We start from the raw sequence: 21,857 nt of genomic DNA on the forward strand, positions 1-21,857 counted from the left end.
CTTACCTCAGTCGTTGATCGTGATTTTCTTGATGACGTTGAGCAGGTGAAACGGCAGTGGCTGGTCTTGCACAATCTCCAGCGTGGCCTGACCCCGATCCCACGCAAGGTTCTCCAGTCGATGCACGCCGGTAAACAGCACGGGCGGCTTGTCGAGGATCTGCGGGCCCAGGTCACGGAATGCGATGGTCTGGCCGTTGATCTTGCAGCCGATGGTTTCGAGAAAGCGCAGCGTGACCTCGCCAATACGCATGCTGTTGCCCTGGGCGCTGCCGGTGTTGCCGGACACCTCTGGCGTCAAGGTCTTGATTCGCGTCTTGAAGTTGAGACCGATCGATGTAGCGAAGGCCTTGCGCGGAATGGTGACTTGGCCCGCGGTAACCAGCTGCTGCTGCATCACAACGCCATCCGCGACGATGTCGACCATCTTCCCCTCCAGATGCCCAAGCCCACCCCAGACAGTGGCACCCTCGACGCTGGTGGCATTCACACCAGAATCAACACGCACGTCAGCGGTGAACCGCTCGATATAGCGCACGTTCTGGCCGTTGATGGTGCGGCGCACTACCGTCCACACCTGATCCCCGTTACCTGTAGGGATTGCAGCTGCCGACTCGAAAGCCCCATCTGTGGTTTGGCGGGCCCAGCCGATGACATCCTGATCCCTGTCCACGGTCATAGTGGCCATGACGCCATCCGCCCGAACCAGGTACAGAATGGATTCAGGTTCCTGCTGGTAGGCCATATCGACGATGCCGGACTTGGTGGCGTGCTCGGACAGCACGGACATATCGGGTGATCCGAAAGTGTCGGAGTCGTACTTGTAGGCCATGGCGCGCAGCTTGCGGCCGGCGCGCTGGACGAAATACAGCTCGTTGCCGATGCGCACCGGGCGAACACGGTTGCAGCCGTACACGGATGGGTTTTTGGCGCGGATGTTGGTCGGGGTTATGGCCTTCTCAACCCCACCGCTTACCGTGAATTCACCGCCGTAGGTCAGCGGGATCAAGGCGTTGATCTGCCCGATGTGCAGGATTGGGTTTATCTGGTCGGAGGACAGGTTGTAGGAGATCGCGTCATCGTCCTTGGTACCAAGTTCGAAGTTCAGATATTCCCCGGTGCGCGACTCCCAGATTGTTTGGGGGAAGTTCGGCGAACCGCCCAGGGCAAGGCGCTGTTCGTACAACGTGCCCGCGCCAGGGTAGCCGTCCACATCATTCCAAACCGATGATTCAAGCGACCAGGCGTTGGCCGGAGAGGCAACAGCGGATGTTGGTGCCGTGCGAATGACGCCAGACACCACTGTCGGGCTGGTGTAGACCGTGACTTCCAGCAACCCGCCATTGATCTTGACGAACTTGCCCACATCGCTGGAGCGCCAGCCAGGAACACCGAGCGTCATGGTCACGACACCGCCAACAGGTGAGAACGCACTGAGGGTATTGGTGGTCTGGGGCGATCCCTTCAAAGACCAGGTCGGCCGAGTAGTGGCGCTGAACGCATTAACCACCTCGACGGTGGCTACGGTTGCGCTGGTAACGGCTGTGACCTTGGCCACCCCGCCACCTGACCAAATTTCACGGCCGACGTCGGCATCCAGGAAGGCCGGCTCCGCCGCGGTAACGGTTCGCCCGACGCCTACAGTCGGCGCGCTGATCGTAAACAGGGTCAGAAAATCTATGCCCTTTTCGTCAAAGGGCTTGGTCACAAATGGTGCTGGGGCAAGGCTCCACTCGGTGTTGGTGATCCGGCGAAGCCTGTGGATAGGCACCGTCGTGTTGAAAATGAACATCGTGTCCGCGCCCTGCACATAGTCCATGCGGTCAAGCATGGTGTGGCTGTAGGGGCTAACCAGCTCGATGCCGCTGTAGCTGCCATCTGCAAAGAAGATCCTGACGTACAGATCGCCGAACTCAACCATGTACGCCTGCGAGGTATTGAACACGTATGGGATAAGCCGGCAATTCTTGTCCGGGAACTTGGCTGGCGCGCACATCAGCGTGCCGTCACGTCGCACACAACCACCGTGGATGACAGGCCAAGCGTTCTCGATGATTTCGGCGCCGTTCTGGTAGCGGGCGATATCGACACGCCCCAGCATCCGCGGGGATACCTCGCCGGCGGTGAAGTTGGTTTGATTGAGCGTCAGGCGAGCCATTACCAGTAACTCCCGAATCGCGAGGCAAGAAGGCGTTCATCACCCAGGGTTTGCGGTGGATCTTCCTGGCCATCCACGGCGCGGGCTCGACGCATCATCAGCTCAAGCTTTTGCTCTTCGCCGGCCTGCTTGGCGGTCGACTGGGTGATTGGATACGCCAGCGCTGCACACATGGCCTGAGTGGCAAGCGCCACCAGGTGCGCGTCCCACGTGTTTTCAACCTCGTTGCGAAACACATAGCGCAGCTCGAGCACCGTGGTGTTGGCCTGGATAGTCCGGCCTTCCACCAGGTGGTCAATGATGCAGCCGTTGGTGCTGACCTCCAGGACGCGGGAGAAGTCGGCGGGCAGCTCAAAGGCGTGGGAGTAGCCGAACAAAGGCGCAACAGCGTCAGGGGCCAGAACTGCCCGCTTGATGCAGCAGTTCCAGGGGTGAGAGCGCAACAGATCGTCGCGCACGGTCGGGTACAGGTTTGCGCAAAGCTTCGCCCGGTCCAGATTCAGTTGGTCAGCAAAGTCGTTGATGGTCTGCGATCCAAGCATCAGCAGCGCGTTGGAACAGATCGATACACCGGTGGCCATTGTCATCCTCAACCTCCAGATAAAAAGACCGGGGCACAGGGCCCCGGTAAGTGTTTTGCCTTCCTTGGCGGCCCGTGAATCAGTTGCCGTCGATGTATTGCAGCTTGAGGCCAACGGTACCGGCGCCAGTTGCAGCGGCTGTCAGGGTGATAGCAACGTCATACTGTTTGCCCGGATCAGCAGCGAGGCCCAGCGCCTGCCACAGCGGTTTCTCGACGTCGGCCAGACCGAAGCCAGCACCTGCGTCAGCCGCATCCGCTTCGTGGGTAACGTCCGTATTCACCAGGGCGGCAGACAGATCCTGTGCCGAGGCGAAGAAGTCAGCGTCAACCACGGCGCCAGCATTGACTGCCGTCACGTCGTACAGACCGATGTTCCCTGCAGCCGTGGTGATCGCATCGCAGGACAGCAATAGGCGGGAGACGCGATCCACCGAGTTGATGCGCATCAGGCGATACACGGAACCGATAGAGTCAGCAGCGCCGGCCTCGATGACGCCGACACGCTCACGCAGGCGGCCACCGTCGATACGCTGCGGCGACAGGGTTTGTGGGAGCGCGTCAGCGTTGGTGACGGCTGTGGATTTGGTGGTAACTACTGCCATGATTCATGCTCCTGATCTGGTTGGGAGAAGGGCTAAAGCCGCTTACGCGGCTTCGGCTGCTGCAATTTCAACAACCTTCTCTTCTTCCACCCGCACAGAGCCGATGGACATTTTTGCGTAGATGCGCACGTTGAAGCCTTTGCCTGGATCCTCGCCTACCTTGGTGGTGATATCGGCGCCCTTGCCCAGCGTCACGCCGGACTTGGCCCAGGCGTAGAGCAGGCGAGTGCCACCAGACAGCGGAGTGCGCTCGCTTGGAATCCAGGTGAAGCCCATCCACTTGCCTTCAACGTCTCCGCTTTCCAGGAACTTGCCAGCCATGTAGTCAGCACTGGTCAAGGTCGGGTCGGCGAGAATGTCGGCGGCAGCCTGCGCGGAATAGGTGATGCACAGCTCTTCGCCGTTGTGATTGTCAGCTTCGTTCTGACGGAACAGCTTGCGGGCCTGGATGATCTTGGCCTTGGTCAAGCCAGTGCCGCCGACCGCGATCTTCTGCTTGGTAGGCAGGATGATGTTGCCGGTGGTGGAGCGAGAGAAGCCGCCGAATGCGCTGATAATTACGTCATCCTTGGCACGGTTCAGGGACGAAACCATGGCCTTGACGTAGTCCGAGGTCGGATCAACCAACATGCGGATCTTGTCCTGGTCATCGATCATGTCGCCGTCTTCCCAGTCGAACAGGTCCACAAAGCGCGTGCTGTGTGGCTGGTCGTTGATTGGGGTATCACCGTGGCGGGTGGTGCGGCGCTTGGCGGTACGCTGGCCCAGACGGTTGATGGACTTGGACATACCAACGATGTTTGGCTCGATGGTGACGTGGGTTTCAAGCCGCGAGGTCATTTGCTGTGCCAGGTGACGGAAGTTATCGCCGTACTGCTGGACAAAGGCTTCTGTGATTTGAAAGGACATTCGATGCACTCCAATGCAGATAAGGGATTGCCTGCCGGGTGTCCGCATCGCGGGCCGGTATTCCTGGCGTGCATCGGCTTTGCTGCGCCTGGGGCGTTCCGGGTGTCTGCGTGCCATCGCAGGCCGGCCCATTGCTGGGATGCCTGCGATGTTTGTGCATGGGGGGTGTCGGTTTCCCGACTATTTGCGGCTGTAATCAGCCCAGGCGGGATTGGCGTGCGTTGTACTTGCGGTCGTAGAGCGCATCCAGCTCGGCCTGGATGCCTTTGCGCTTCGGATCATGCGCGGGAAGGGTCTGCAACTGGGTGCGCAGTTCGGACGTCTTGACCTCGAAATCAGCCTCATTGACCGCGCCGCCGTTGATGGGTGTGTCTTCCTTGAGTTCCTTGCCGATGTTGGCGGTGAAGGCGATGAAGTCCGGGTCGTTGCCGTACTTGGCCTGCAGCGCAGCGAAGTTCCCAGGCTTGCCCGGCTCACTGGCGAACGCCTCGGCAGCACGATAGGAGGCCCGTACGTTTTGGCTCATGGCCTGGTCGTCGGTCCAAACCGCCTTGAGCGCGGCGGTGCAATCCTGAACGTTGAGCTGCACACCACCGTCGATCAGGCCAGGCGCGGCCTTCATGTACTCGCCAATCACGTATTCGACCTGATCATTGGTCAGGCCTTTGGCGTGCGCGCCCTTCAAAAATGACTGCGTGTCAGGGTCGGCCTTGAATTCGTTCCAGTCGAAGCCCTCGACCCCTTCCAGCTTGACCGCGTATTCATCGGCAGTCTTCGGCGGAACGTCGCCCGACCCCATGCGGGTTTCAAGGTGCTTGTACGCTTCGGCAACCTTGCGCGACGAGGCTTCCAGATCAAGGGTGCCATCCTCCTTGTTGGTGCGGTACTTCTCAGGGATGTAGTCGGTACCGGTGTTGCCGGTGTCCAGCACTGAGCCGGACGGTGCAGGTGCTGGAGCTGGCGCCGCCGGTGTGGATGGGTCGCCACCCTCGCCCGCCTCGGCCATGAAAAAATGGCCCAGTCGGCCATGGATAAACATGTTCATCGTTATTCCTCTTGATCGTTGGGATCGGCTTGGACGCCGTTGGCGCGGTTGATGCGGTTTACAACGTGGTCCAGGACCTCACGGGCCCCGGCTTGCTTGTAGGTGGTCAAGATGGCGTCAATGCCGCCCACGGTGCAGGCGTTCTTGGCGAAGCGCTGCACCAGCAGGTCAAGGCACATGGCGCCTTCGTGGTGCTCCTCGAAAACGCGCTTGAACATCGCGTCGGTCTGTTCAGGCGTCATGCTGCGGCTCCCTGTTTCATTGCGGCCTCACCGGCCTGCTGCATCATCATTTGTTGTTGCTGCTGCTCCATGGCTTCCTGCTGGGCCTGGGCGCGTTCAGCCCTGATCTTGTCCCGATCGGCAGAGCTGCGAAGGACAGAGCCAGGCACACCCAGTGCCTCACCCTTGAAGCGCTGGGCCTCGTCCATGTCGATGTTGTCCATCACGGTTGGGTCGGTCTGAGCAACGATCAGCGCGCCCTGGATGAACGTGTCGATGGCCGTCACTTCCTCCAGCTTCTGCGACCGGGCCAGCGGCGACAGGTAACGCACGGTGAAGTTGCGGCCGGCCAAAGATTCAGGCGCAGCGCCAAGGACGCCGGCGCGGTAGGCGATGCCGAAACACCGCTCAATCAGGGGTTGCAGGTACTCAGTCTGCAGCCGGCCATACACCGGGCCCAGCAGCTGGCGGATCAGGTTCACCCGCACATGCACCTCGGTGGCAGTCATCGCCGGGCCGTCCTGGGCCTGGAGCTGGTCCGCCATCAGGATCTTGCGGATAGAGCCCTGCAACCGAGCAATCTTCGTTTCCGCGTACTGGAAGTTTGAGCCGCTTTGCAGGGGCTTCATGCTGTCTACGGAGTTGGCCACGATGATCTTGCGAGGGCCCACCTTGACGGTGCGCGGGTTCAACACGCCGTCATCCTCGGCGATCCACATACCGGCGATGGCCAGGTCACCGGCTGCCAGGTCCATCCGGCACAGCTCGTTCAGGGTACGGGCATCAGGCAAGGCATCGAACACCGGACCAACCGCGTACACGCTGTCGGGGATCATCATCCAGCGCGGAACAACGACTGGCATTTCGTGATAGCCCGACTCGCTGACCAGGTGCTTGGCCTCGACCTCGACCTTGCAGGAAGCAATTGGCATGTTCTTGGCCAGCCGCGCGCCAACCATGTGAGTGGTGCGGGGATAGATCGCGTGAACGAACCGAACCATTTCCTGCGGCTTGGACTTGGACAGCTTGCGCGTGGCCTCGCTGACGTTCTCTTCGCCGAACTCGTTCACCGCCTGTTCGGCGGTCAGCTTGTATTCCCTGTACACGGTGTCGATCTTGCCGCCGGCCTTGGATGCCGAGGCGTACACGCTCGCAATGGGCCATAGATCGAACGTAAAACCGCCCTTCTCCATGTCCTGATCGATGTACAGCGCAAACCACCCAGCGCACACAACGTCAATCAGCCCCTCAAAGGCGGCTGCGTCGAAGTTGGATGCGTGGATGTTCTGCCAGAGGATGTCGGCCGAGTCATCCAGCCAGCGGCGTTCGTCCTCGGTTTCCTGCCCCACGTCCATGCCGAACCACAGTGAGTTGGCCGGGGTCAGGCCCGACATGATCCCGGACGACAGAATCCGTGCCGCGTCCGTGGTGGTGCCATCGATCATCCTGGCCTTACGCATCTGCGCTTCCATGGCTGTGATCTGATCGGAACAGAACCCACTGCCCCGGATGGGATAGCTGTGGTCGAAACAATCGCGCCAGACCGACTCATGCGGCGAGCGCAGCGACTTCAAGGTGCTCAACGTTTTGGCGATCTGGTCTGCGTTCATGCGCCGAGTGTCCTTTTCCCTTGGTCCATGACACTGCCCGCTGCGCCACCGGTGGAGAGCAGGCTGCTCTCGGCCTTGCGCTTCTTGCGGATGGCGGTTTCTTCGTTGGCCTTCTGCGCGGCCAGGTCGGCGGCTTTCTGTGCCTCGACCTGTGGGTCAGGCTGCGCAACAACCTTTGGTGCCTTCGGTTTGCTGCCCATGGTCATTACTCCTTGATCTTCGGCTCAGGGCACAGCCAGCCGTCTGGTGTCATGACTGCCTGTTTGAGGGTGGTTGGATCGACGGCGCCGGTTGCTGCTGGTTTGGGCTGGCTCAGGGTCTCGCGGTCGCTGTCGCGCTGGGCATCGATGACGAGGGGGTCGCCGCCATCGGCCAAGCGCAGGGCCTCGCTTTCGGCCTCTTCCTTGCTGGCGCCAACGAAGTCGCCGACCTTCACGACCTTGCCGTCAACCAGCGGGGCGTTCTCGTCGATGACGATCCAGCGCCCACCGCCGTTGTGCTTGGCGGCATACAGTGGTGCCTGGGCTTGGATGGTGGTGGACTCACCAGCGGCGCCAGTAACGGCGGACGCAATCGGGGTCATGGTGGCGAGGGGTTCGCCGGGAGTCTGCGTGGTGAGTTCTGGAGCTGGCATGGTGCTGGCCTCGGGTTGGTTGTTGATCAACGAGGGCCAGCATCGTGGTGGTGGGCTGTCGGGTTCCCGACTATTTGCGAGGGAGACAACCGGCGTTGACGTGATCAATCAGGGCATTCAAGGCAATGATGGCTTCGTCTCCGTCGTTGGTGATGGCGACAATTCGTTGACCAGCCGCCGGGTCAAGTTCGGCTCGCGCTTCTGCATCATCCACGCTGCTGGGGCCTGGGCCGGTTCGCACGACTGGGCAACGGGCTGGGACTGACAGCCGCTGAGTGCCAGTGCCAATACGAGCAAGCAGGGCTTTGTTCTGGGCTTGAGCATCGGTGAGTACCTGGGTGTGTTGGGTGTCGAGCTGAAGCAAGAGCTTCTGAGTGTTGCGGCGAGAGTCTGCTGCGCGCTCCAGCGTGCCCACGCGCTCCGTTGCTGCGTCCAGGCTGGTGGTGACATGGTCGAGGCGCCAACCGGCGAGGATGAGCGCCACAGCCAGCCCAACGATGAGATAGCGAGTCATGGCGCCCATGGTCAGCCAACCAACTGCCAGTCATCGGCAAGCATATCGGTCTGCGAAGCGAGCCAGCCCGGTTGCATTTCACCGGTTGCAGTCTTCATGTCGATGTGTGGATTGATCGTGAAGGCGCCAGTAACACCGGCCTTGTGGTATGCGCTGCCCTCGCGCACCTCGCTTACAACTGAGCCGGGATCGAGAACGAGCCACATGCCTTTGCCGTTCCACCCAGCCCGCGCAACGCATTTGCCCATCTTCAACGCTTCGATGGCAAGGCCAAAGCTCATGCCATCGGCTGGACGATAGGCCGCATCGAACTGCGCCTTGGGTGACCAGCTGATGTACCCGTCGTGGGCGGAATGGTTGGGCGCACCGCCGTCCGTGTACTCAACCAGGTAGCCGTCATCGGCCCCATTCTCGTCGGCTGGCAGAGCCCAGCCCCGATAGTCGTTGTACGCAAGCCTGGTCATGGCCAGGGCAATAACAATCTTGGTGCCGATGTAGTGAGTGATCATTGGGGGTTTCTCGGTGGTGGTGGGGAATTTATCGTGCATACCAAGTCAGCGTGAAACGCCGCGCATCGCCAGGAATGTCAGCGATCGGCCAGCGCAGGCACTGCATATGCTTGCGCTCGGGCCTGGTGCGACTCACGCGAAGCGTCTGGACCAGATAGGCCGAGCCGCCCGACGTGGTGATGTAGTCGCCAACTGCGATGCCGTCAGCACCATCGACGTACAGCTTGCATGGTGTGTAGGGCTGCTTTGGCATGGTCTTACTGCGCCCCCATGCACTTGTCATAGCGCTTGAGCTGGCGCGTCCACACGCCCTGGCAACGCTTGTTGCCTGGGGTGGAGCAGTCGAAGCCGGCGGCGAAGCGGTACTTGAGCAGCGAGGCACACGCCTGGGCGTACTGGCCGGTCTGCAACTTGGTGCGCATCGAGGACTTGCGCCAGGTGCCGATGCCGTACTGGCCGATGAAGTCCATGTACAGATCGAACTCATCCTGGTGCAGCTTCACGCCCTGGATGGACGCAGCAAACAGCTTCTCGTCCTGGCTGATCAGGTTGCGGGCCAGCACGTCAGCGCGCTGCGGGGTGATGGTGTCGCCCATGCGGACGGGTGTGCCGTCTTCGTAGCGGGTCGAGCCGTGGCCGATGGTGGGCACGTCGCCCTTAGTGGGGATGACCGCGTGATCGGTGAAGCCCTCGTTCGCCTTCCAGGCGCCCAGGCCGCCAAGCGACATGGTCAGGAGGGCGACGGCAACCCGCTGGCGAGCGTTCATCAGCCTTGCGTCCGGTTCGGGCGAACCCAATCACGGAACTGAGCCCAGTAGCGCGGCACCAACAGGCCGATCTGCAACACCAGGTACAGCACAGTCAGCGCTGTGACCCACTCGGCAGGCGTCATACCGAACAGCATGGCCCCTGACACGATGATTGGCGGCGCGGCTTTGGTTGCCTCAACGGCTACGTCTTGGGCTGCGTTCAAGATTGTTTCTCCCCGATCAAAAAAAAGCCCCGCACTGTGGCGGGGCAGCGATGACGGCAAGGATCATCGGAGCGGGGTGTCGGGATCCCGACTATTTCGCGGGCGGCAAGTTCACCCTCAAGCTTTCGAGTGATAAGCCCACCAGTCGCCAACAGCGACCATGGGCAGTCTTGTACGGTCGTTGCCGGTGATCTGGCACCAGAACGACACAAGGCGCTCGCCCTCCGTGTAGCGAGGCTCTGCGCCCTGTTTCCAACCCAGTAGCGTGGTGCGAGCCACGCCGATAGCGTCCGCAACCGACTGCGGGGAGTAGCCGGAGCGCGACAGCACGGTGATGACGGCGAACCAGTCAACACGCTGCTCGACCAGGGCAAGCATGGTTAGGCCTCAAACGCGCACACGCGCGAGGCAGAGCGATCTGGCGCGCTCGCCGCCACCGCCCGACGCATGAATTCATCCATTTCGGATATAACCGCTTTCAAACCCATAACCGGGCTGTCCATTTCTTCGAAGTGGAACGGATGCACAGCCCTGCGCAGCCCCAGCATGCATTCCGGTTCCTCGGGCGTGGACAGATCTACGTCGACGCCAATCATCACCCAGCCGTTGTCGAGTTCGCGGCAGGCCCATTTCAGGATTGGTTTCATGAGTTCGCTCCCACAAGTGGTACGACACGCACGGTTACGCCTGGTGTTGCGCTGAATCGCTTGCTCAGCGAGACGTTGACCACCTGGACGTCATCGCAGAACACGATGCCGTTGATGCCGTCACAGATCGCTTTCAGCACGTTGTCAGCGTCGGGCTTCTTGGTTGGCATGACTTCGCCTGTCAGCGCTGCGGCGGTTTTCTTCTTGGACCAGGACGCGGCCACGGGCACACGGATGGCCAATTCCATCATCACGGGGCCGGCGATCAGCTCGCGGCCCTGCATGGATTCATGCGCAGCTTCGGCGATCAGGGTTTCGTAGTCGGCGGTTTTCTTGGGCGTGAACATGCGAGCGTGTCCGCCGATGGTGGTTACACGCGGCCTGCCCTTGCCTACTGGCTCGCCGGGCACGAAGAACGACACGGGTTTGAGATCGCTCATACGTCACCCCGCAGAGCCCGGTCGTGATTGATCAGCGCTTCGCTCTTGGACTTGAGCCACCCTGCAGGCCAGGTGTCGCACGTCATCCGGAACAGAAAGCCCAGAGCGCGAAGCGTGCGCTTTGGCGCTTCCTCCCCGATGCCCAGGCAGACACGACAGACCGCGCCTGACTCATGGCTGAGCCTGAGGATGGCCGAGCGATGGCGGCAAAGGCTGCAATTGAGTTCACGCATGGTCATCTCTCCGGATATTGAGCTTGGCCAGCAGCATGGCGCGGCAGGAATTGGGGTCTTTGGGGATTTCGAGGGCGGCTACCAGCTCGTCGGCCTGCTTGCGGCTGTGCTCGAGCTGGACCTGCTCGCGTGGCCGCATGCTGTCGCTGCTGATGCCCTTGGCGATTCGCCCTTCGAGCGGTTGGCCGGTCTGTGCGCGGCGCATGACGATGGCGTAGTTGCGTTCGAAGCGTTGGCGCAGCGCCTTGTCGTCGGCCCTGGCTGTGCGCAGGTCGAACGTGCTCGTGGCTTCGGCTGCAATTCGCACAGCGTCGTGGCTGTACTTGCCTTCGAGGGCTTGAATCCAGGCGTCCGCCTCATGCGGCAGGCCAATCTGTTCTGGCGTTGGCTTGCACCAGGCAACGAACTGGCCGACGTTGGGCAGGAATGGGCTTGATGACTTGCGGGCCTGCTGGAACCCGAAGGCCAGCTGCTCATCGCTGTTGATACCGCCTTGCACAAAGCCTGCGATCCACTCGCGCTTGGCGTTGTACAGCGCTTTGTCATCGGCCCAGGCCTGGCGCCATGCCGGGAAAATGCCTTGGAGCTTGTCGAAAACGGTGTTCACGATCTCGGCTGTGCGCTGATCGACCTTGATCGGCTGTGCGAGCGGGATCTGTGCCAGTGCCTGCTGCGGGTCGAGGCCTTTGGTGATTTCCGAAACGCGTTTCATAGGATCGGCTCCAGTGCCCAGTCAGTGCTGGTCATGTCCAACGGTTGGTTGTTGGTTCTGTGCGGTGCGGTCATGCGGCGGTTGGCGTCTTCCTGGGCCTTGAGCAGCCAGTTGCGCCATGTGGCGATCCAATCGGCCTTGGTTGCGCCGTTGCCGCGCCAGTAGTTCACGAACTTTTCTGTTTCGTTGATCAGGTGCACGGCTGGGGCGCGGTCGGCTGCCCACTTGCGCATGTCACCGGAGACGTTGAACGGTTCCGGGAGTCGGGCTTTGCGCTTGGCCTTCGGCTCTGGGGTTGGAGCCGGATTTTCGGTAAGGGGGGATAAAGGGGGTGTTTGCTTTAGATCTTCTTCTCTTCTCTTATCTAATCTGTCGTGACTTTTCGTGACATCACGTGACATGTCATTTTTGGTAGTTTCTTCCTTCCCGCTTCTCTGGCGCTCGCGCTGCTCTCTTTTACGTTGAGCTGCCGACTTAGCCCCTGTTTCCGGGTTTCCGGTGTCTTCACGCTTGGGCTGCCTGCCGTCCCATCCAGTGAGTTGGCACCCATCCATTACGCGACCTTGCATGGCATTAAAAACAGCCTCTACCTGATCGTCTGTCACGTCCAAAGCGGACGCTATGTCCTCTTTCGTGACTGTCACGTGACCACGCGTGACATTTCGTGACGCATCGACGAGAAAATGCACGTACATCGCCTGGACCAGGGATATCGGTTGCGCAGATACGCGGGCAATCGTTCGCCACTTCGGGTCGTTTGGCATGTCGTGCCAGAGCCTTAGCCAATCCACGAATCAACCCTCCGCCAATTGGTCAACGCCCTGGATGTGCTCCATCCAGCGCTTCGAGCCGTGGATAAACATCGCAATGTCTTGCTCGTTAAAGCAGCGCATTTCCTCGGGCACGATCTTCAAGCCGAGCACGGAAAGGATCTCGGCGAACTGCTGGAACTTCTCCGGCTTCATGCGGCTGATTGTTGCTTCGTCGCAACCCACTGCAAGCGCCACGGGTGCGTTGCCGATCGACGCAAGCTTCTGCATCAAGACGGCGTAGTTCTTGCGGGCCCTTACGGTCTGCTCTTGGTTCAATGGGCTCGACATGATCAGGCCGCCGACTTGGAGGCTTTCGCCTCTTCGTGCATGGCTTCGATGGCCTTACCGGTCTCGTAGCCGATGCCCGCGCCTTTGCTTGCGCGGTGGATCGTTGGTTGGGTGGTGCCGGCTCTCTTGGCTATTGCAGCCTGGGAAAAGCCCCAGCCGGCAAGGTCTGCAAGCATTTTCTTAATGGTCATGTTGGCTCACCAATGCGTTTACGTATTGACGATGATACGCAAGCGGATTGGCCGAGGCAATAGACTCCTTTTTTAATACGTTTTCTTATTGGGTGTTTGGATGAAGATTGGCGATAGATTGGCTGCGGAAATGGAGCGCCTTGGCTTGTCGGAGGGCGAGCTTGGCCGGCGCTCTGGCGTCAATCAGCCCACCATTCACCGCATCATCACAGGCGATTCAAAGAACCCGCGTCAAGACAACGTGGAGAAGTTGGCCAAGGCCTTGGGCGTGACGTCCGACTGGCTCTGGCGCGGCGGCGAGAAAGTATCAAACGTGGTGCCGGCGAACTTTGCCCCCAAGGTAAGGGGCGATATCGACATTCCTCAATACGATGTGATGGGCTCCATGGGGCCAGGACAGGTCGCGCCCAGCGACTACATCGAGACCATCCGCAACATCACCGTTCGCCAGGAATATCTGCGGGAACAGGGCGTCAACTTCAGCCGGGTGGAGAACCTGGCGGTGGTTACCGGCTTCGGCGAAAGCATGGACAAGACGTTCACCAGTGGTGACCCGCTGATCATCGACAAGGGGGTCAACGAGGTGGTGGTTGATGGCGTCTACCTATTCTCGCTGGACGGAATGCTGTACATCAAGCGCTTGCAGCGCCTGCCAAAGATGATCCGCATGATCTCCGACAACGATGCCTTCCCCCCGTATGACATCAAGGGCGCTGAGCTGGACCTGTTGCGCATTCATGCCCGGGTGCTGCTGGCCTGGAACTCAAGAAAGCTGTAGACCCAAGAAACCCGAAGAGCCCGCCACTGAGCGGGCTTTTTTTTCGCCCGGAGAAAAATCGATGCATTTACGTATTGACGGAATCAATCCGTTTTCGTATCGTTCGCACATCGCAGCAATACGCGACCGCTCTTTAGCTCTACCCCTGCCGGATCACTACCGGCCAGCAACAAGGCAAGCGATGGACCGGCCTCAACGGTCCAGAGGGATGGCAACTGTCCCAGGGTGCGCAGCGCAAAGCCCCGAATCAGTTTTCCAGCGGACAGGGTCGCGGCTGGAGTTAAGGAAACACGGAATTTTTCACTGATGCACCTGGGCGACCGGGTGCATTGGGAAAACAACCGGAGAACCAACCATGACCAAACAAGCACTCGTACAGAAAGCACGCTCAGCGAACCGCGACATCATCGCCCACGTCCGCGCTGGTCGCTTCTGGGCTGCGGACCTGGCCGCCGACACTCGCGACGCGGCCATGGCTGAAGCGCGCCGTTCTTGAGCAGCAAGACGCGATTTCACTGGCTGGCCTTGGCGACAGGGCTAGACGGGAAATCAACCGGAGCAACAGCCATGACCGAGCAACAACCAGCAGCACCAGTTAAATGCACCTATTGCGGTAAGCCAGCCGAACCCGTCTTCAAGCGGGAAATCATCGATCGATCCCGCCACCCATCAACCGGAAGAGCATACGTCCGGACACGGGAACTGCCGTTTTGCAGCAAAGAGCACGGCAGCAACTACCAGATGGGTTGCGAAGGCTGAATGCATCACCTCTGTCCATTCCCCCCGAGTGGGCAGACGGATGCAAACCACCGCCACTCTGGAGGCGACCATGTTCAACAAGACAGCACGAACGATTTTCGAGGAACGACTTGAAAAGGCTCGGAACCTGGCCGCCGGTGACCTGGTCGGCTCCGAATCAGAACTTTGCTACGCGGCTGGGATGATCTCCTACGCCCTGATGTGTGGCGACGTTGACCACAACAGCGCGGCGCTGCTGCACCACCGGGTGAATGCGGTGCGCAGCAACCGAGTAGTCAGGCTCTGCCGCGATGACCGGATGGCGCGGGCGTGAGCGCCTACGACATGTGGCTCGACCCGCCCGACCTGGACGATGAGCCCGAACCGATCGAAGACGATGCCGAGCCGAACGACTACCCGTTCGAGGCCGGCGACTGGCGCTCTGATGAGCGCTGCATGCAACTGGAGCGCCGCCATGAACGGTAGAACGATCATCGCTCGAACCTGCAAACAACTGGCCGAAGCCCTGCAAAAGCAGGGTTTTGTTTTTGTGGCCGACCTGCCACCTGAAACCCGCATCGAGATCCGGCGGGGAATGATCGTTGTGAGGATGCCATGACCACCCGCCAAGCCATCCGCCTGGGTTCTGCCATCACCGGCGCCGTGTTCATCCTCACCGTTTTCCTGGCCCCCGCAATCGGCGGCCTGATCACTCAATAACCCCTTAAACCCCCTCAATGCTGCGCACGTCGCGGCAAGGAAACTCTTGTGTCCAAACAAAGCTTGGCGCCGACTGCGCAAGAACAAACCCTGAATGTCCTGCCGCATGCATCCATAAGCACCAGCTCCCTGGTGCTGGACGGTGACAGCCTGGACAAGATGATGCGTCTGGCCGATCTGATGGCTACCGGGCGCGCCACGGTGCCAAAGCACTTCAATGGCAACCCCGCCGATTGCCTGGCGGTGATCATGCAATCGATGCAATGGGGAATGAACCCATTCTCCGTTGCCCAGAAAACCCACCAGGTGAACGGCGTGCTTGGATACGAAGCCCAGCTTGTAAACGCGGTCATCACCAGCCGGGCGCCGGTAAAGGATCGGCTGCACTACGAGTGGTACGGCGACTGGTCGAAGGTGATCGGCAAGTTCGAGATCCGAAAGGGCGAGAAAGGCGAATACCGCGTTCCTGGCTGGAAGATGGCCGACGAAGAGGGGCTTGGCGTAAAGGTCTGGGCGACGTTTCGCGGCGAAGACGAACCGCGCGTCATTGAGTTGCTGTTGGCTCAGGCGCGGACACGCAACAGTGGGCTCTGGGCTGACGATCCGCGCCAGCAGCTGTCGTACCTCGCCGTCAAGCGTTGGTCGCGCCTGTACTGCCCGGACGTGATCCTGGGTGTCTACAGCCCCGACGAGCTGGAAGAGGTCGCCCAGCCAATGCGCGATGTATCGCCGCAACGCAACACAGAGCCCGAAGCGCTCCCGGCCTACCCCGACGACAAGCTCAACGAGAACCTGCCGAAGTGGCAAGCCGCCATCGACTCCAACAAAACCACCCCCGAGAAAGTTATCGGGACGATCGCCAGCAAATACACCCTCACGGCTGCCCAGGCCGAAACCATCAACAAGCTGAAACCACTTGAAGGGGTTGCAGAATGATCATCCATAACGTTGCTCAAGGATCCGCCGAGTGGCATGCGCTGCGTGCCCAGCACTTCACCGCCTCAGAGGCTCCGGCCATGATGGGCGCGTCGAAGTACCAGACCCGCACCGAACTGCTCGCCATGAAGAAAACCGGCATCACGCCGGAGGTGACGCCTCAGCAGCAGCGCGCTTTCGACAAGGGGCACGCCACCGAAGAGCTGGCCCGCCCGCTGGTTGAAGCCATGATCGGCGAAGAGCTGTACCCGGTCGTTGGCACCGAGGGCAACCTGCTGGCCTCCATGGATGGCGCGACGATGCTCGGTGAGACACTGTTCGAGCACAAGCTGTGGAATCAGGCGCTCGTCGCCCAGATCAAGGCCGGCGAGCTGGATCCCCATTACTACTGGCAGCTTGAGCAGCAACTGCTGGTCAGCGGCGCCGAGAAAGTGATTTTCGTGTGCTCCGACGGCACCATGGAGAACTTCGACCACATGGAATACCGGCCTGTCGATGGCCGGGCCGAACTGCTGGTAGCCGGCTGGGCCAAGTTCGAAGAGGACTTGGGAACGTTCGAGGTCAAAGAGGCCAAGGTTGAGGTCATCGGTTCCGCGCCTGACCAACTGCCGGCGCTGCGCATCGAGGTCACCGGCATGGTGACCGCCAGCAACCTGGATGCCTTCAAGCAACACGCCATGGCGGTGTTTGGCGACATCAACACCGAGCTGAAAACCGACCAGGACTTCGCCGACGCAGAGACAACGGTCAAGTGGTGCGGTGATGTTGAGGACAAGCTCAAGGCCGCCAAGGAGCACGCCTTAAGCCAAACCGAAAGCATCGACGCCCTGTTCAAGGCCATTGATGACATCGCCGCCGAGGCGCGCCGCAAGCGCCTGGAACTGGAAAAGCTGGTCAAGACCCGCAAGGACTTCATCCGTAGCGATATCGTGATGGAGGCGGCCAAGGACCTGCAAACCCACATCGACAAGATCAACGGCACCCTGGGCGGCAAGATCCGCATGCCGAAGGTGGTGGCGGACTTCGCCGGCGTCATCAAGGGCAAGAAGACGGTTGCCAGCCTGAAGGAAGCGGCAGGCAACGAGCTGACCCGGGCCATGCTCGAAGCCAACCGCATCGCCGACAGCATCCGCACCAACCTCGCCAGCCTGCGCGAGCTGGCCGTCAACCACGCCTTCCTGTTCCACGACGCCCAAGACCTGGTGCTCAAGGCCAACGATGACTTGGTGGCGCTGATCAAGGTGCGCATCAACGAGCATGACCAGGAACAGGCCGCCAATAAGCTTCGGGAAGAAGAGGAACAGAAGCGGCTTGAGGCGCAAGAGCAGGTAGCCATACAGGCCAAGCAATCCGAAGACACTCGGCGTCAGGACGAACAACAGGCGCTCGCTGCTTTGGCCCAACTTACCCCGGTGCCAGAGGAAAGCGATAAAGCCCCGGAAGAGCTAGCGCCAGTTGCCAATGTAGCTTCAGTCGCCAAGCCAGCAGCCGACGACGGCCAGCGCATCAAGCTGGGTGACATCGCCGCCCGCCTGGGCTTCACGGTCTCGGCCGACTTCATGCGCTCCCTGGGCTTCGAAGCGGTTGAACGCAAGCAAGGGGCCTCGCTGTACCGCGCTGGCGACTTCCCGCTGATCTGTAACGCCCTGATCAGCCACATCCAGGCAGTGCAGAGCAGCCAAGCCGCCGCTTAAGCCGGAGGCCAGCCATGGCTAACCAATCTGTCCTTGAGGCCTACGACAGCCTCGAAGAGTTCATTGGTGTCCTTGTCGCCGCTGAGCTGCATGCCAGCGGTGAATGGGAACTGGAATTCGTCGAGAACATCCGGGCCAGCTTCAAGCGCTACGGCGCGCACACCAACCTGAGCCCGGCGCAACAGTCGAAGCTCGAACGCATCGCCAAACACTGAGGAAACGCCCCCATGAAGATGGAACACAAGGCAATCATCGACCGTGCAAAGCTGGCCGGTCTGGCGCCGTCTGACCTGGCTCACGAACTGACCGTGCATGACCTGGTTGAGTCGGCGCTGTTCGAGATCAAGAATATCCACGCCCCCTGGAGCAAGCTGAACGAGGGCAGCCAGCAGGAAGTCATCACCCGCCTGACGGACGCGGCTACCGAGTCGGTGTATCGGGCAATCGCAATCATCAGTTCTCGCAGCGTCGATACCATCCCGTTGACGGTCCAGGACGCCAAGTTCAAGCCGAAGGCAATCACCATCTCGGCATCGATCGATGCCCACGACCCGAACCGGGCAGGCCTTATCGACGTGGCCGGCAAGCTCTGCCTGTTGGTACTGGCGCCGACCGACTACGCCGAAGGCCTGGACTTCATCCAGCCGGACCGCGACCAGAAAGACCTGGCGCTGCATGTGAGCGACATCACCGGCAGCCTGTTCGACAAGCAGCCAACCGGGCCAGATGAGCCGGACGGCGAACAGGTAATTTCTGGTGATGAGCAAGACACGCTGTATGCCGAAGCCGTTGCGTTCGTGGTTGAAACGCGCCGCGCCAGCATCAGCGCTGTGCAACGCAAGTTGAGGATCGGCTACAACCGCGCCGCCCGCATGATCGAAACCATGGAAGCGGGCGGTGTGGTCACTGCCATGAACACCAACGGCACCCGCGAGGTGCTGGCGCCGGCGCCATCCCAGACCCTGGAAGAAGTCGATAGTTTTATCGAAAAGGCGAGCACCGACGACGGCACGGAGTTTGGCGAATTCACCTACAACGATGCCGCCCAACTGGTCGTGCTCAAGGTCACCAGCACCCTGGACGCGGCATGGATTCAAAGCCGGATGGCAATCGACAGCGACCAGGCCGCCGTTCTGCTGCTGCGCCTGCTGGATAACAATGTGATCGAGCTCGAAACCGAAGGCCCGACCGCGCTGGAGCACAAGTTCAAGGTCATCGCCAAGCTCAGCGACGTGGCGTAACCGCCCAATCCCACCCAACCGAAACACCACAGGCGCCTACGGGCGCCTTTGTTTTTTCCTAAAGGAAAGTGCCCATGAACCTGCTGACCCCGTACGACACCGAAACCACCGGCCTGCCACTGTTCCGCGACCCAAGCGATGACCCGCGCCAGCCGCATCTGGTGGACATCTGCATTCTGGCCTACGACGCCAACGGCGCCCTGGTCGATTCCTTCGAAGCGATGGTACGCCCTGATGGCTGGGTGATCCCTGCTGACGTCACTGCGATCCACGGCATCACCAACGAAATGGCCATGGACTTGGGTATCCCTGAGTCGGAAGCACTGGACGGCTTCATGGCGATTCATGACCGCGCCGGCCTGCGCATCGCCCACAACATCAACTTCGATGACCGGATCATGCGCATTGCTCTGTCGCGGTACCGGGGCAAGGAAGCGGCCGATGCCTTCAAGACCACCCCCGGCTACTGCACCTGCCAGACCAGCAAGAACCTGGTGCAGTGCCCCCCCACTGAAAAGATGATCCGTGCGGGCTTCGGCAAGCAGTTCAAGCAGCCCACCGTGGCCGAGGCCCTGTTGCACTTCACCGGTGAAGAACTGGTCGGCGGCCACCGCGCCAGACCAGACACCGAGGCCTGTGCCCGCGTGTACTTCGCCATGAACCCGCCTGCTCAGGTAGCTTGACCATGAACCACTACCGGCTGCGAGGGAAGACGGTCGTCAGCTTCTCTGGCGGCCGGACCAGTGCCTATATGCTGCGCCAGGTGCTGGACAGCAACACCGATCTGGACGACCTGATAATCACTTTTGCCAACACCGGCAAGGAACACCCCGCCACCCTGGAGTTTGTCCGGGATTGCGCCGAGCGCTGGGCGGTGCCGATTGTCTGGTTAGAGTTCCGGGACAACGAGGCCGGGTTTGAGGTGGTCGACTTCGCGAGCGCAAGTCGCCAGGGCGAGCCGTTCGAGGCACTGATCCGCAAACGGAAATACCTGCCCAACCCAGTGACCAGGTTCTGCACCATCGATCTGAAGATCCGCATCATCCACAAATACTTGCGCAGTCTGGGTCTTTCTACCGAAGAGAGCCCGGTGGACATGATGACCGGCATCCGCGCCGACGAGCCCCGCCGCGTAGTGAAGATTCGGCACCGCAAAAGCACCAGCGAAAGTAAGTGGGCCACGATGGTTATGCCGTTGGCTGATGCTGGAGTGAGCGTGCAGGACGTGACGGACTTCTGGGCCAGACAAGGATTCAATTTGATGCTGCCGACGATCAACGGCCGGACGCTTGAAGGCAACTGCGACCTCTGCTTCCTGAAGGGAGCCAAACAGGTCTACTCGATCATCGCGAGCGACCGGCCGAAGGGCTACTGGTGGGCACGCATGGAAAGCTCAGTGGTGTCTGGTGGCAAGTTCACAGGTGACGGCGCCCGTTTCCGCAGTGACCGCCCCAGCTATCAGCAAATGATCGACTACTCCGACACCCAATTCGACATGTTCGCCGACCACGACGAGGCAATTGCCTGTTTCTGCGGCGATTAACCCGAGGCATCCCCCATGAACTCACTTGCACAGCAGGCGCTTGACCGCGCCCGCAAGGCTGTCCCTGCGTCAAAGCTTCTGCCACCAATCGTGGCCAACGAGCATCTGCCCGACCTGGTCATCACCGGCCCAATCAACCGCGTCATGTTCCTGGAGGGCAAGCGGTACGCCGTGGACTTCGTCCAGGCCCTGGGCGCGTCGATCCGCAACCCAAAGGTCGTGGCCAAGGCTGCTCAAGACCTGGCGCTCAACGCCGAGGCGCAGCCGTACAGCCGCGCGCAAGGCATCAAGGAAGTTATTCAGTTGTTGGAGGTGACGTCGTGAAAGAGCGCCCGATTTTATTCGGCGGCCCGATGGTGCGTGCCATCCTCGGCGGCCAGAAGACTGTCACGCGGCGGGCGGTCAAGTTTCCGCTCAAAGACAAGGCCACTGGCTGCTGGCTGGCCGGGAACGAAATCGGCCCTGTCGAGGTACGCGACAACAGTCCGTTTGGACAACCCGGCGACCGCCTGTATGTCCGCGAGACATTCATGGATCTTCGGGGCGCCGGGGTAGAGCATCGTCCTGATCCGGATGGACCTCTACAGCGTTATGCCTACGGCGCCGACACGCGGCCGGGATCACATGGGGACGAAGCGCGCAAAGACTTCGGCCTCAAATGGAAGCCAAGCATTCACATGCCGCGGGCGGCCTGTCGCATCCTGCTGGAGATCACCGACGTGCGCGTCGAGCGCTTGCAGGACATTAGCGATGGGCAGGCCGAGGCAGAAGGTATAGACCTAGACCAGCTCGCCGATGCGCAGGAGCGATACGACATGGTCGCCGATCACAACATGACCGGCAGGCCGACGGCAGTTGGTCAATTCGCCTACCTATGGGAATCAATCAATGGCGCCGGCGCATGGGACGCCAACCCCTGGGTCTGGGTCGTTGAGTTCAAGCGGGTGATGCCATGACCGCCCTCCGCCGCAAAACCACCATTCGCGGGGCTCCAATGAAGCCCCTCGACCTCAACGTCATGTGCGACATCTGCGACAAGTCACGCGCCCATGGCAACCACGACAAATGCAGCAAGAAGCGCCAGGCCCTGATGGCAGAGCAGCGGGCGCGAGAGGGTCAGTCATGAT

36 protein-coding genes and 1 pseudogene are annotated in these 21,857 nt (G+C 60.7%); 15 read left to right on the forward strand and 22 right to left on the reverse strand.

Going from position 1 to position 21,857, the window contains the following annotated elements; genetic code table 11:
- Positions 1-6: 6 nt before the first annotated feature.
- From AACY42_RS10335 to AACY42_RS10440, 22 genes are all read right to left on the reverse strand, one after another.
- Positions 7-2,157 (reverse strand): hypothetical protein, encoded by a 2,151-nt coding sequence (locus tag AACY42_RS10335; protein WP_339479078.1) that lies wholly within the window; start codon positions 2,155-2,157, stop codon positions 7-9.
- Positions 2,157-2,744, reverse strand: coding sequence for a hypothetical protein (locus tag AACY42_RS10340; RefSeq protein WP_339479079.1), 588 nt, complete (start codon positions 2,742-2,744; stop codon positions 2,157-2,159). The genes AACY42_RS10335 and AACY42_RS10340 overlap by 1 nt, the downstream gene beginning before the upstream one ends.
- A 73-nt stretch (positions 2,745-2,817) precedes the next feature.
- Positions 2,818-3,342: a hypothetical protein gene (locus AACY42_RS10345; protein ID WP_339479081.1), complete on the reverse strand. Its 525-nt coding sequence runs from the start codon at positions 3,340-3,342 to the stop codon at positions 2,818-2,820.
- 42 nt (positions 3,343-3,384) lie between these two features.
- Positions 3,385-4,251: a phage capsid protein gene (locus tag AACY42_RS10350; protein ID WP_339479083.1), complete on the reverse strand. Its 867-nt coding sequence runs from the start codon at positions 4,249-4,251 to the stop codon at positions 3,385-3,387.
- Between the two features lie 196 nt (positions 4,252-4,447).
- Complete coding sequence (locus AACY42_RS10355; RefSeq protein WP_339479085.1) at positions 4,448-5,296, reverse strand: hypothetical protein; 849 nt, start codon at positions 5,294-5,296, stop codon at positions 4,448-4,450.
- A 2-nt stretch (positions 5,297-5,298) separates the two neighbouring features.
- Entirely contained in the window at positions 5,299-5,538 is a 240-nt protein-coding gene (locus AACY42_RS10360; RefSeq protein ID WP_339479087.1) for a hypothetical protein, read from the reverse strand.
- The gene (locus AACY42_RS10365) at positions 5,535-7,127 is read right to left on the reverse strand and encodes a portal protein (RefSeq protein ID WP_339479088.1); all 1,593 of its coding nucleotides are present in this window, start codon (positions 7,125-7,127) and stop codon (positions 5,535-5,537) included. Before AACY42_RS10365 ends, AACY42_RS10360 begins: the two co-directional genes overlap by 4 nt.
- Entirely contained in the window at positions 7,124-7,327 is a 204-nt protein-coding gene (locus AACY42_RS10370) for a hypothetical protein (RefSeq protein WP_339479089.1), read from the reverse strand. Before AACY42_RS10370 ends, AACY42_RS10365 begins: the two co-directional genes overlap by 4 nt.
- 5 nt (positions 7,328-7,332) lie before the next feature.
- A complete protein-coding gene (locus AACY42_RS10375; protein WP_339479090.1) occupies positions 7,333-7,761 on the reverse strand; it encodes a hypothetical protein in 429 nt (142 codons plus the stop codon).
- Positions 7,762-7,831: 70 nt separating this feature from the next.
- The gene (locus AACY42_RS10380; protein ID WP_339479092.1) at positions 7,832-8,284 is read right to left on the reverse strand and encodes a lysis system i-spanin subunit Rz; all 453 of its coding nucleotides are present in this window, start codon (positions 8,282-8,284) and stop codon (positions 7,832-7,834) included.
- 2 nt (positions 8,285-8,286) lie between these two features.
- Positions 8,287-8,784: a DUF2829 domain-containing protein gene (locus AACY42_RS10385; protein ID WP_339479094.1), complete on the reverse strand. Its 498-nt coding sequence runs from the start codon at positions 8,782-8,784 to the stop codon at positions 8,287-8,289.
- Positions 8,785-8,812: 28 nt separating this feature from the next.
- Positions 8,813-9,037: a hypothetical protein gene (locus tag AACY42_RS10390; protein WP_339479095.1), complete on the reverse strand. Its 225-nt coding sequence runs from the start codon at positions 9,035-9,037 to the stop codon at positions 8,813-8,815.
- A gap of 4 nt (positions 9,038-9,041) precedes the next feature.
- Positions 9,042-9,551, reverse strand: coding sequence for a glycoside hydrolase family protein (locus tag AACY42_RS10395; protein ID WP_339479096.1), 510 nt, complete (start codon positions 9,549-9,551; stop codon positions 9,042-9,044).
- Positions 9,551-9,757 carry a hypothetical protein gene (locus tag AACY42_RS10400; protein WP_256454349.1) on the reverse strand — a complete coding sequence of 69 codons (207 nt, stop codon included), beginning with the start codon at positions 9,755-9,757 and terminating at the stop codon, positions 9,551-9,553. The genes AACY42_RS10395 and AACY42_RS10400 overlap by 1 nt, the downstream gene beginning before the upstream one ends.
- Positions 9,758-9,874: 117 nt before the next feature.
- A complete protein-coding gene (locus tag AACY42_RS10405) occupies positions 9,875-10,135 on the reverse strand; it encodes a hypothetical protein (RefSeq protein ID WP_339479098.1) in 261 nt (86 codons plus the stop codon).
- 2 nt (positions 10,136-10,137) lie between these two features.
- Complete coding sequence (locus tag AACY42_RS10410) at positions 10,138-10,404, reverse strand: hypothetical protein (protein ID WP_339479100.1); 267 nt, start codon at positions 10,402-10,404, stop codon at positions 10,138-10,140.
- Positions 10,401-10,844 carry a RusA family crossover junction endodeoxyribonuclease gene (locus AACY42_RS10415; protein WP_339479102.1) on the reverse strand — a complete coding sequence of 148 codons (444 nt, stop codon included), beginning with the start codon at positions 10,842-10,844 and terminating at the stop codon, positions 10,401-10,403. The genes AACY42_RS10410 and AACY42_RS10415 overlap by 4 nt, the downstream gene beginning before the upstream one ends.
- On the reverse strand, positions 10,841-11,077 hold the full coding sequence (locus tag AACY42_RS10420; protein ID WP_339479103.1) for a hypothetical protein: 237 nt from the start codon (positions 11,075-11,077) through the stop codon (positions 10,841-10,843). Before AACY42_RS10420 ends, AACY42_RS10415 begins: the two co-directional genes overlap by 4 nt.
- Complete coding sequence (locus AACY42_RS10425) at positions 11,070-11,789, reverse strand: replication protein P (protein WP_339479104.1); 720 nt, start codon at positions 11,787-11,789, stop codon at positions 11,070-11,072. Before AACY42_RS10425 ends, AACY42_RS10420 begins: the two co-directional genes overlap by 8 nt.
- A complete protein-coding gene (locus tag AACY42_RS10430) occupies positions 11,786-12,553 on the reverse strand; it encodes a hypothetical protein (RefSeq protein ID WP_339479106.1) in 768 nt (255 codons plus the stop codon). Before AACY42_RS10430 ends, AACY42_RS10425 begins: the two co-directional genes overlap by 4 nt.
- 30 nt (positions 12,554-12,583) lie before the next feature.
- Complete coding sequence (locus AACY42_RS10435) at positions 12,584-12,889, reverse strand: CII family transcriptional regulator (RefSeq protein WP_339479108.1); 306 nt, start codon at positions 12,887-12,889, stop codon at positions 12,584-12,586.
- Between the two features lie 2 nt (positions 12,890-12,891).
- Positions 12,892-13,080: a helix-turn-helix domain-containing protein gene (locus AACY42_RS10440; protein ID WP_339479110.1), complete on the reverse strand. Its 189-nt coding sequence runs from the start codon at positions 13,078-13,080 to the stop codon at positions 12,892-12,894.
- Between the two features lie 100 nt (positions 13,081-13,180).
- On the opposite strand from AACY42_RS10440, the gene AACY42_RS10445 reads away from it, so the two are divergent.
- The 15 genes and pseudogenes from AACY42_RS10445 to AACY42_RS10515 all read left to right on the forward strand — a co-directional run bounded on the left by AACY42_RS10445 (position 13,181) and on the right by AACY42_RS10515 (position 21,856).
- Positions 13,181-13,858 (forward strand): XRE family transcriptional regulator, encoded by a 678-nt coding sequence (locus tag AACY42_RS10445; RefSeq protein ID WP_339479112.1) that lies wholly within the window; start codon positions 13,181-13,183, stop codon positions 13,856-13,858.
- A 355-nt stretch (positions 13,859-14,213) separates the two neighbouring features.
- The gene (locus AACY42_RS10450; protein WP_339479114.1) at positions 14,214-14,354 is read left to right on the forward strand and encodes a hypothetical protein; all 141 of its coding nucleotides are present in this window, start codon (positions 14,214-14,216) and stop codon (positions 14,352-14,354) included.
- Positions 14,355-14,425: 71 nt separating this feature from the next.
- Entirely contained in the window at positions 14,426-14,617 is a 192-nt protein-coding gene (locus AACY42_RS10455) for a hypothetical protein (protein WP_339479116.1), read from the forward strand.
- A 70-nt stretch (positions 14,618-14,687) separates the two neighbouring features.
- Complete coding sequence (locus AACY42_RS10460) at positions 14,688-14,930, forward strand: hypothetical protein (RefSeq protein WP_339479118.1); 243 nt, start codon at positions 14,688-14,690, stop codon at positions 14,928-14,930.
- Positions 14,927-15,082: a hypothetical protein gene (locus AACY42_RS10465; protein ID WP_339479119.1), complete on the forward strand. Its 156-nt coding sequence runs from the start codon at positions 14,927-14,929 to the stop codon at positions 15,080-15,082. Before AACY42_RS10460 ends, AACY42_RS10465 begins: the two co-directional genes overlap by 4 nt.
- A complete protein-coding gene (locus tag AACY42_RS10470; RefSeq protein WP_339479121.1) occupies positions 15,072-15,215 on the forward strand; it encodes a hypothetical protein in 144 nt (47 codons plus the stop codon). The genes AACY42_RS10465 and AACY42_RS10470 overlap by 11 nt, the downstream gene beginning before the upstream one ends.
- Positions 15,216-15,364: 149 nt before the next feature.
- On the forward strand, positions 15,365-16,252 hold the full coding sequence (locus tag AACY42_RS10475; protein WP_339479122.1) for a RecT family recombinase: 888 nt from the start codon (positions 15,365-15,367) through the stop codon (positions 16,250-16,252).
- Positions 16,249-17,946, forward strand: coding sequence for a YqaJ viral recombinase family protein (locus AACY42_RS10480; protein ID WP_339479123.1), 1,698 nt, complete (start codon positions 16,249-16,251; stop codon positions 17,944-17,946). The genes AACY42_RS10475 and AACY42_RS10480 overlap by 4 nt, the downstream gene beginning before the upstream one ends.
- Positions 17,947-17,960: 14 nt before the next feature.
- The gene (locus AACY42_RS10485; protein ID WP_339479125.1) at positions 17,961-18,161 is read left to right on the forward strand and encodes a hypothetical protein; all 201 of its coding nucleotides are present in this window, start codon (positions 17,961-17,963) and stop codon (positions 18,159-18,161) included.
- A gap of 540 nt (positions 18,162-18,701) precedes the next feature.
- Positions 18,702-18,899 (forward strand): annotated as a pseudogene (locus AACY42_RS10490) (DNA translocase FtsK); the annotation flags it as partial.
- A 362-nt stretch (positions 18,900-19,261) separates the two neighbouring features.
- Positions 19,262-19,870: a 3'-5' exonuclease gene (locus AACY42_RS10495; RefSeq protein WP_339479127.1), complete on the forward strand. Its 609-nt coding sequence runs from the start codon at positions 19,262-19,264 to the stop codon at positions 19,868-19,870.
- A gap of 2 nt (positions 19,871-19,872) precedes the next feature.
- The gene (locus tag AACY42_RS10500) at positions 19,873-20,730 is read left to right on the forward strand and encodes a phosphoadenosine phosphosulfate reductase family protein (protein ID WP_339479128.1); all 858 of its coding nucleotides are present in this window, start codon (positions 19,873-19,875) and stop codon (positions 20,728-20,730) included.
- A gap of 15 nt (positions 20,731-20,745) precedes the next feature.
- Entirely contained in the window at positions 20,746-21,054 is a 309-nt protein-coding gene (locus AACY42_RS10505; RefSeq protein WP_339479130.1) for a hypothetical protein, read from the forward strand.
- Positions 21,051-21,686 (forward strand): hypothetical protein, encoded by a 636-nt coding sequence (locus tag AACY42_RS10510; RefSeq protein ID WP_339479132.1) that lies wholly within the window; start codon positions 21,051-21,053, stop codon positions 21,684-21,686. Before AACY42_RS10505 ends, AACY42_RS10510 begins: the two co-directional genes overlap by 4 nt.
- Entirely contained in the window at positions 21,683-21,856 is a 174-nt protein-coding gene (locus AACY42_RS10515; RefSeq protein WP_339479134.1) for a hypothetical protein, read from the forward strand. Before AACY42_RS10510 ends, AACY42_RS10515 begins: the two co-directional genes overlap by 4 nt.
- The last annotated feature ends 1 nt before the right edge of the window (position 21,857 follow it).

The sequence above is a fragment of the Pseudomonas sp. RL_5y_Pfl2_73 genome (assembly GCF_963970515.1).
Lineage (GTDB): Bacteria > Pseudomonadota > Gammaproteobacteria > Pseudomonadales > Pseudomonadaceae > Aquipseudomonas.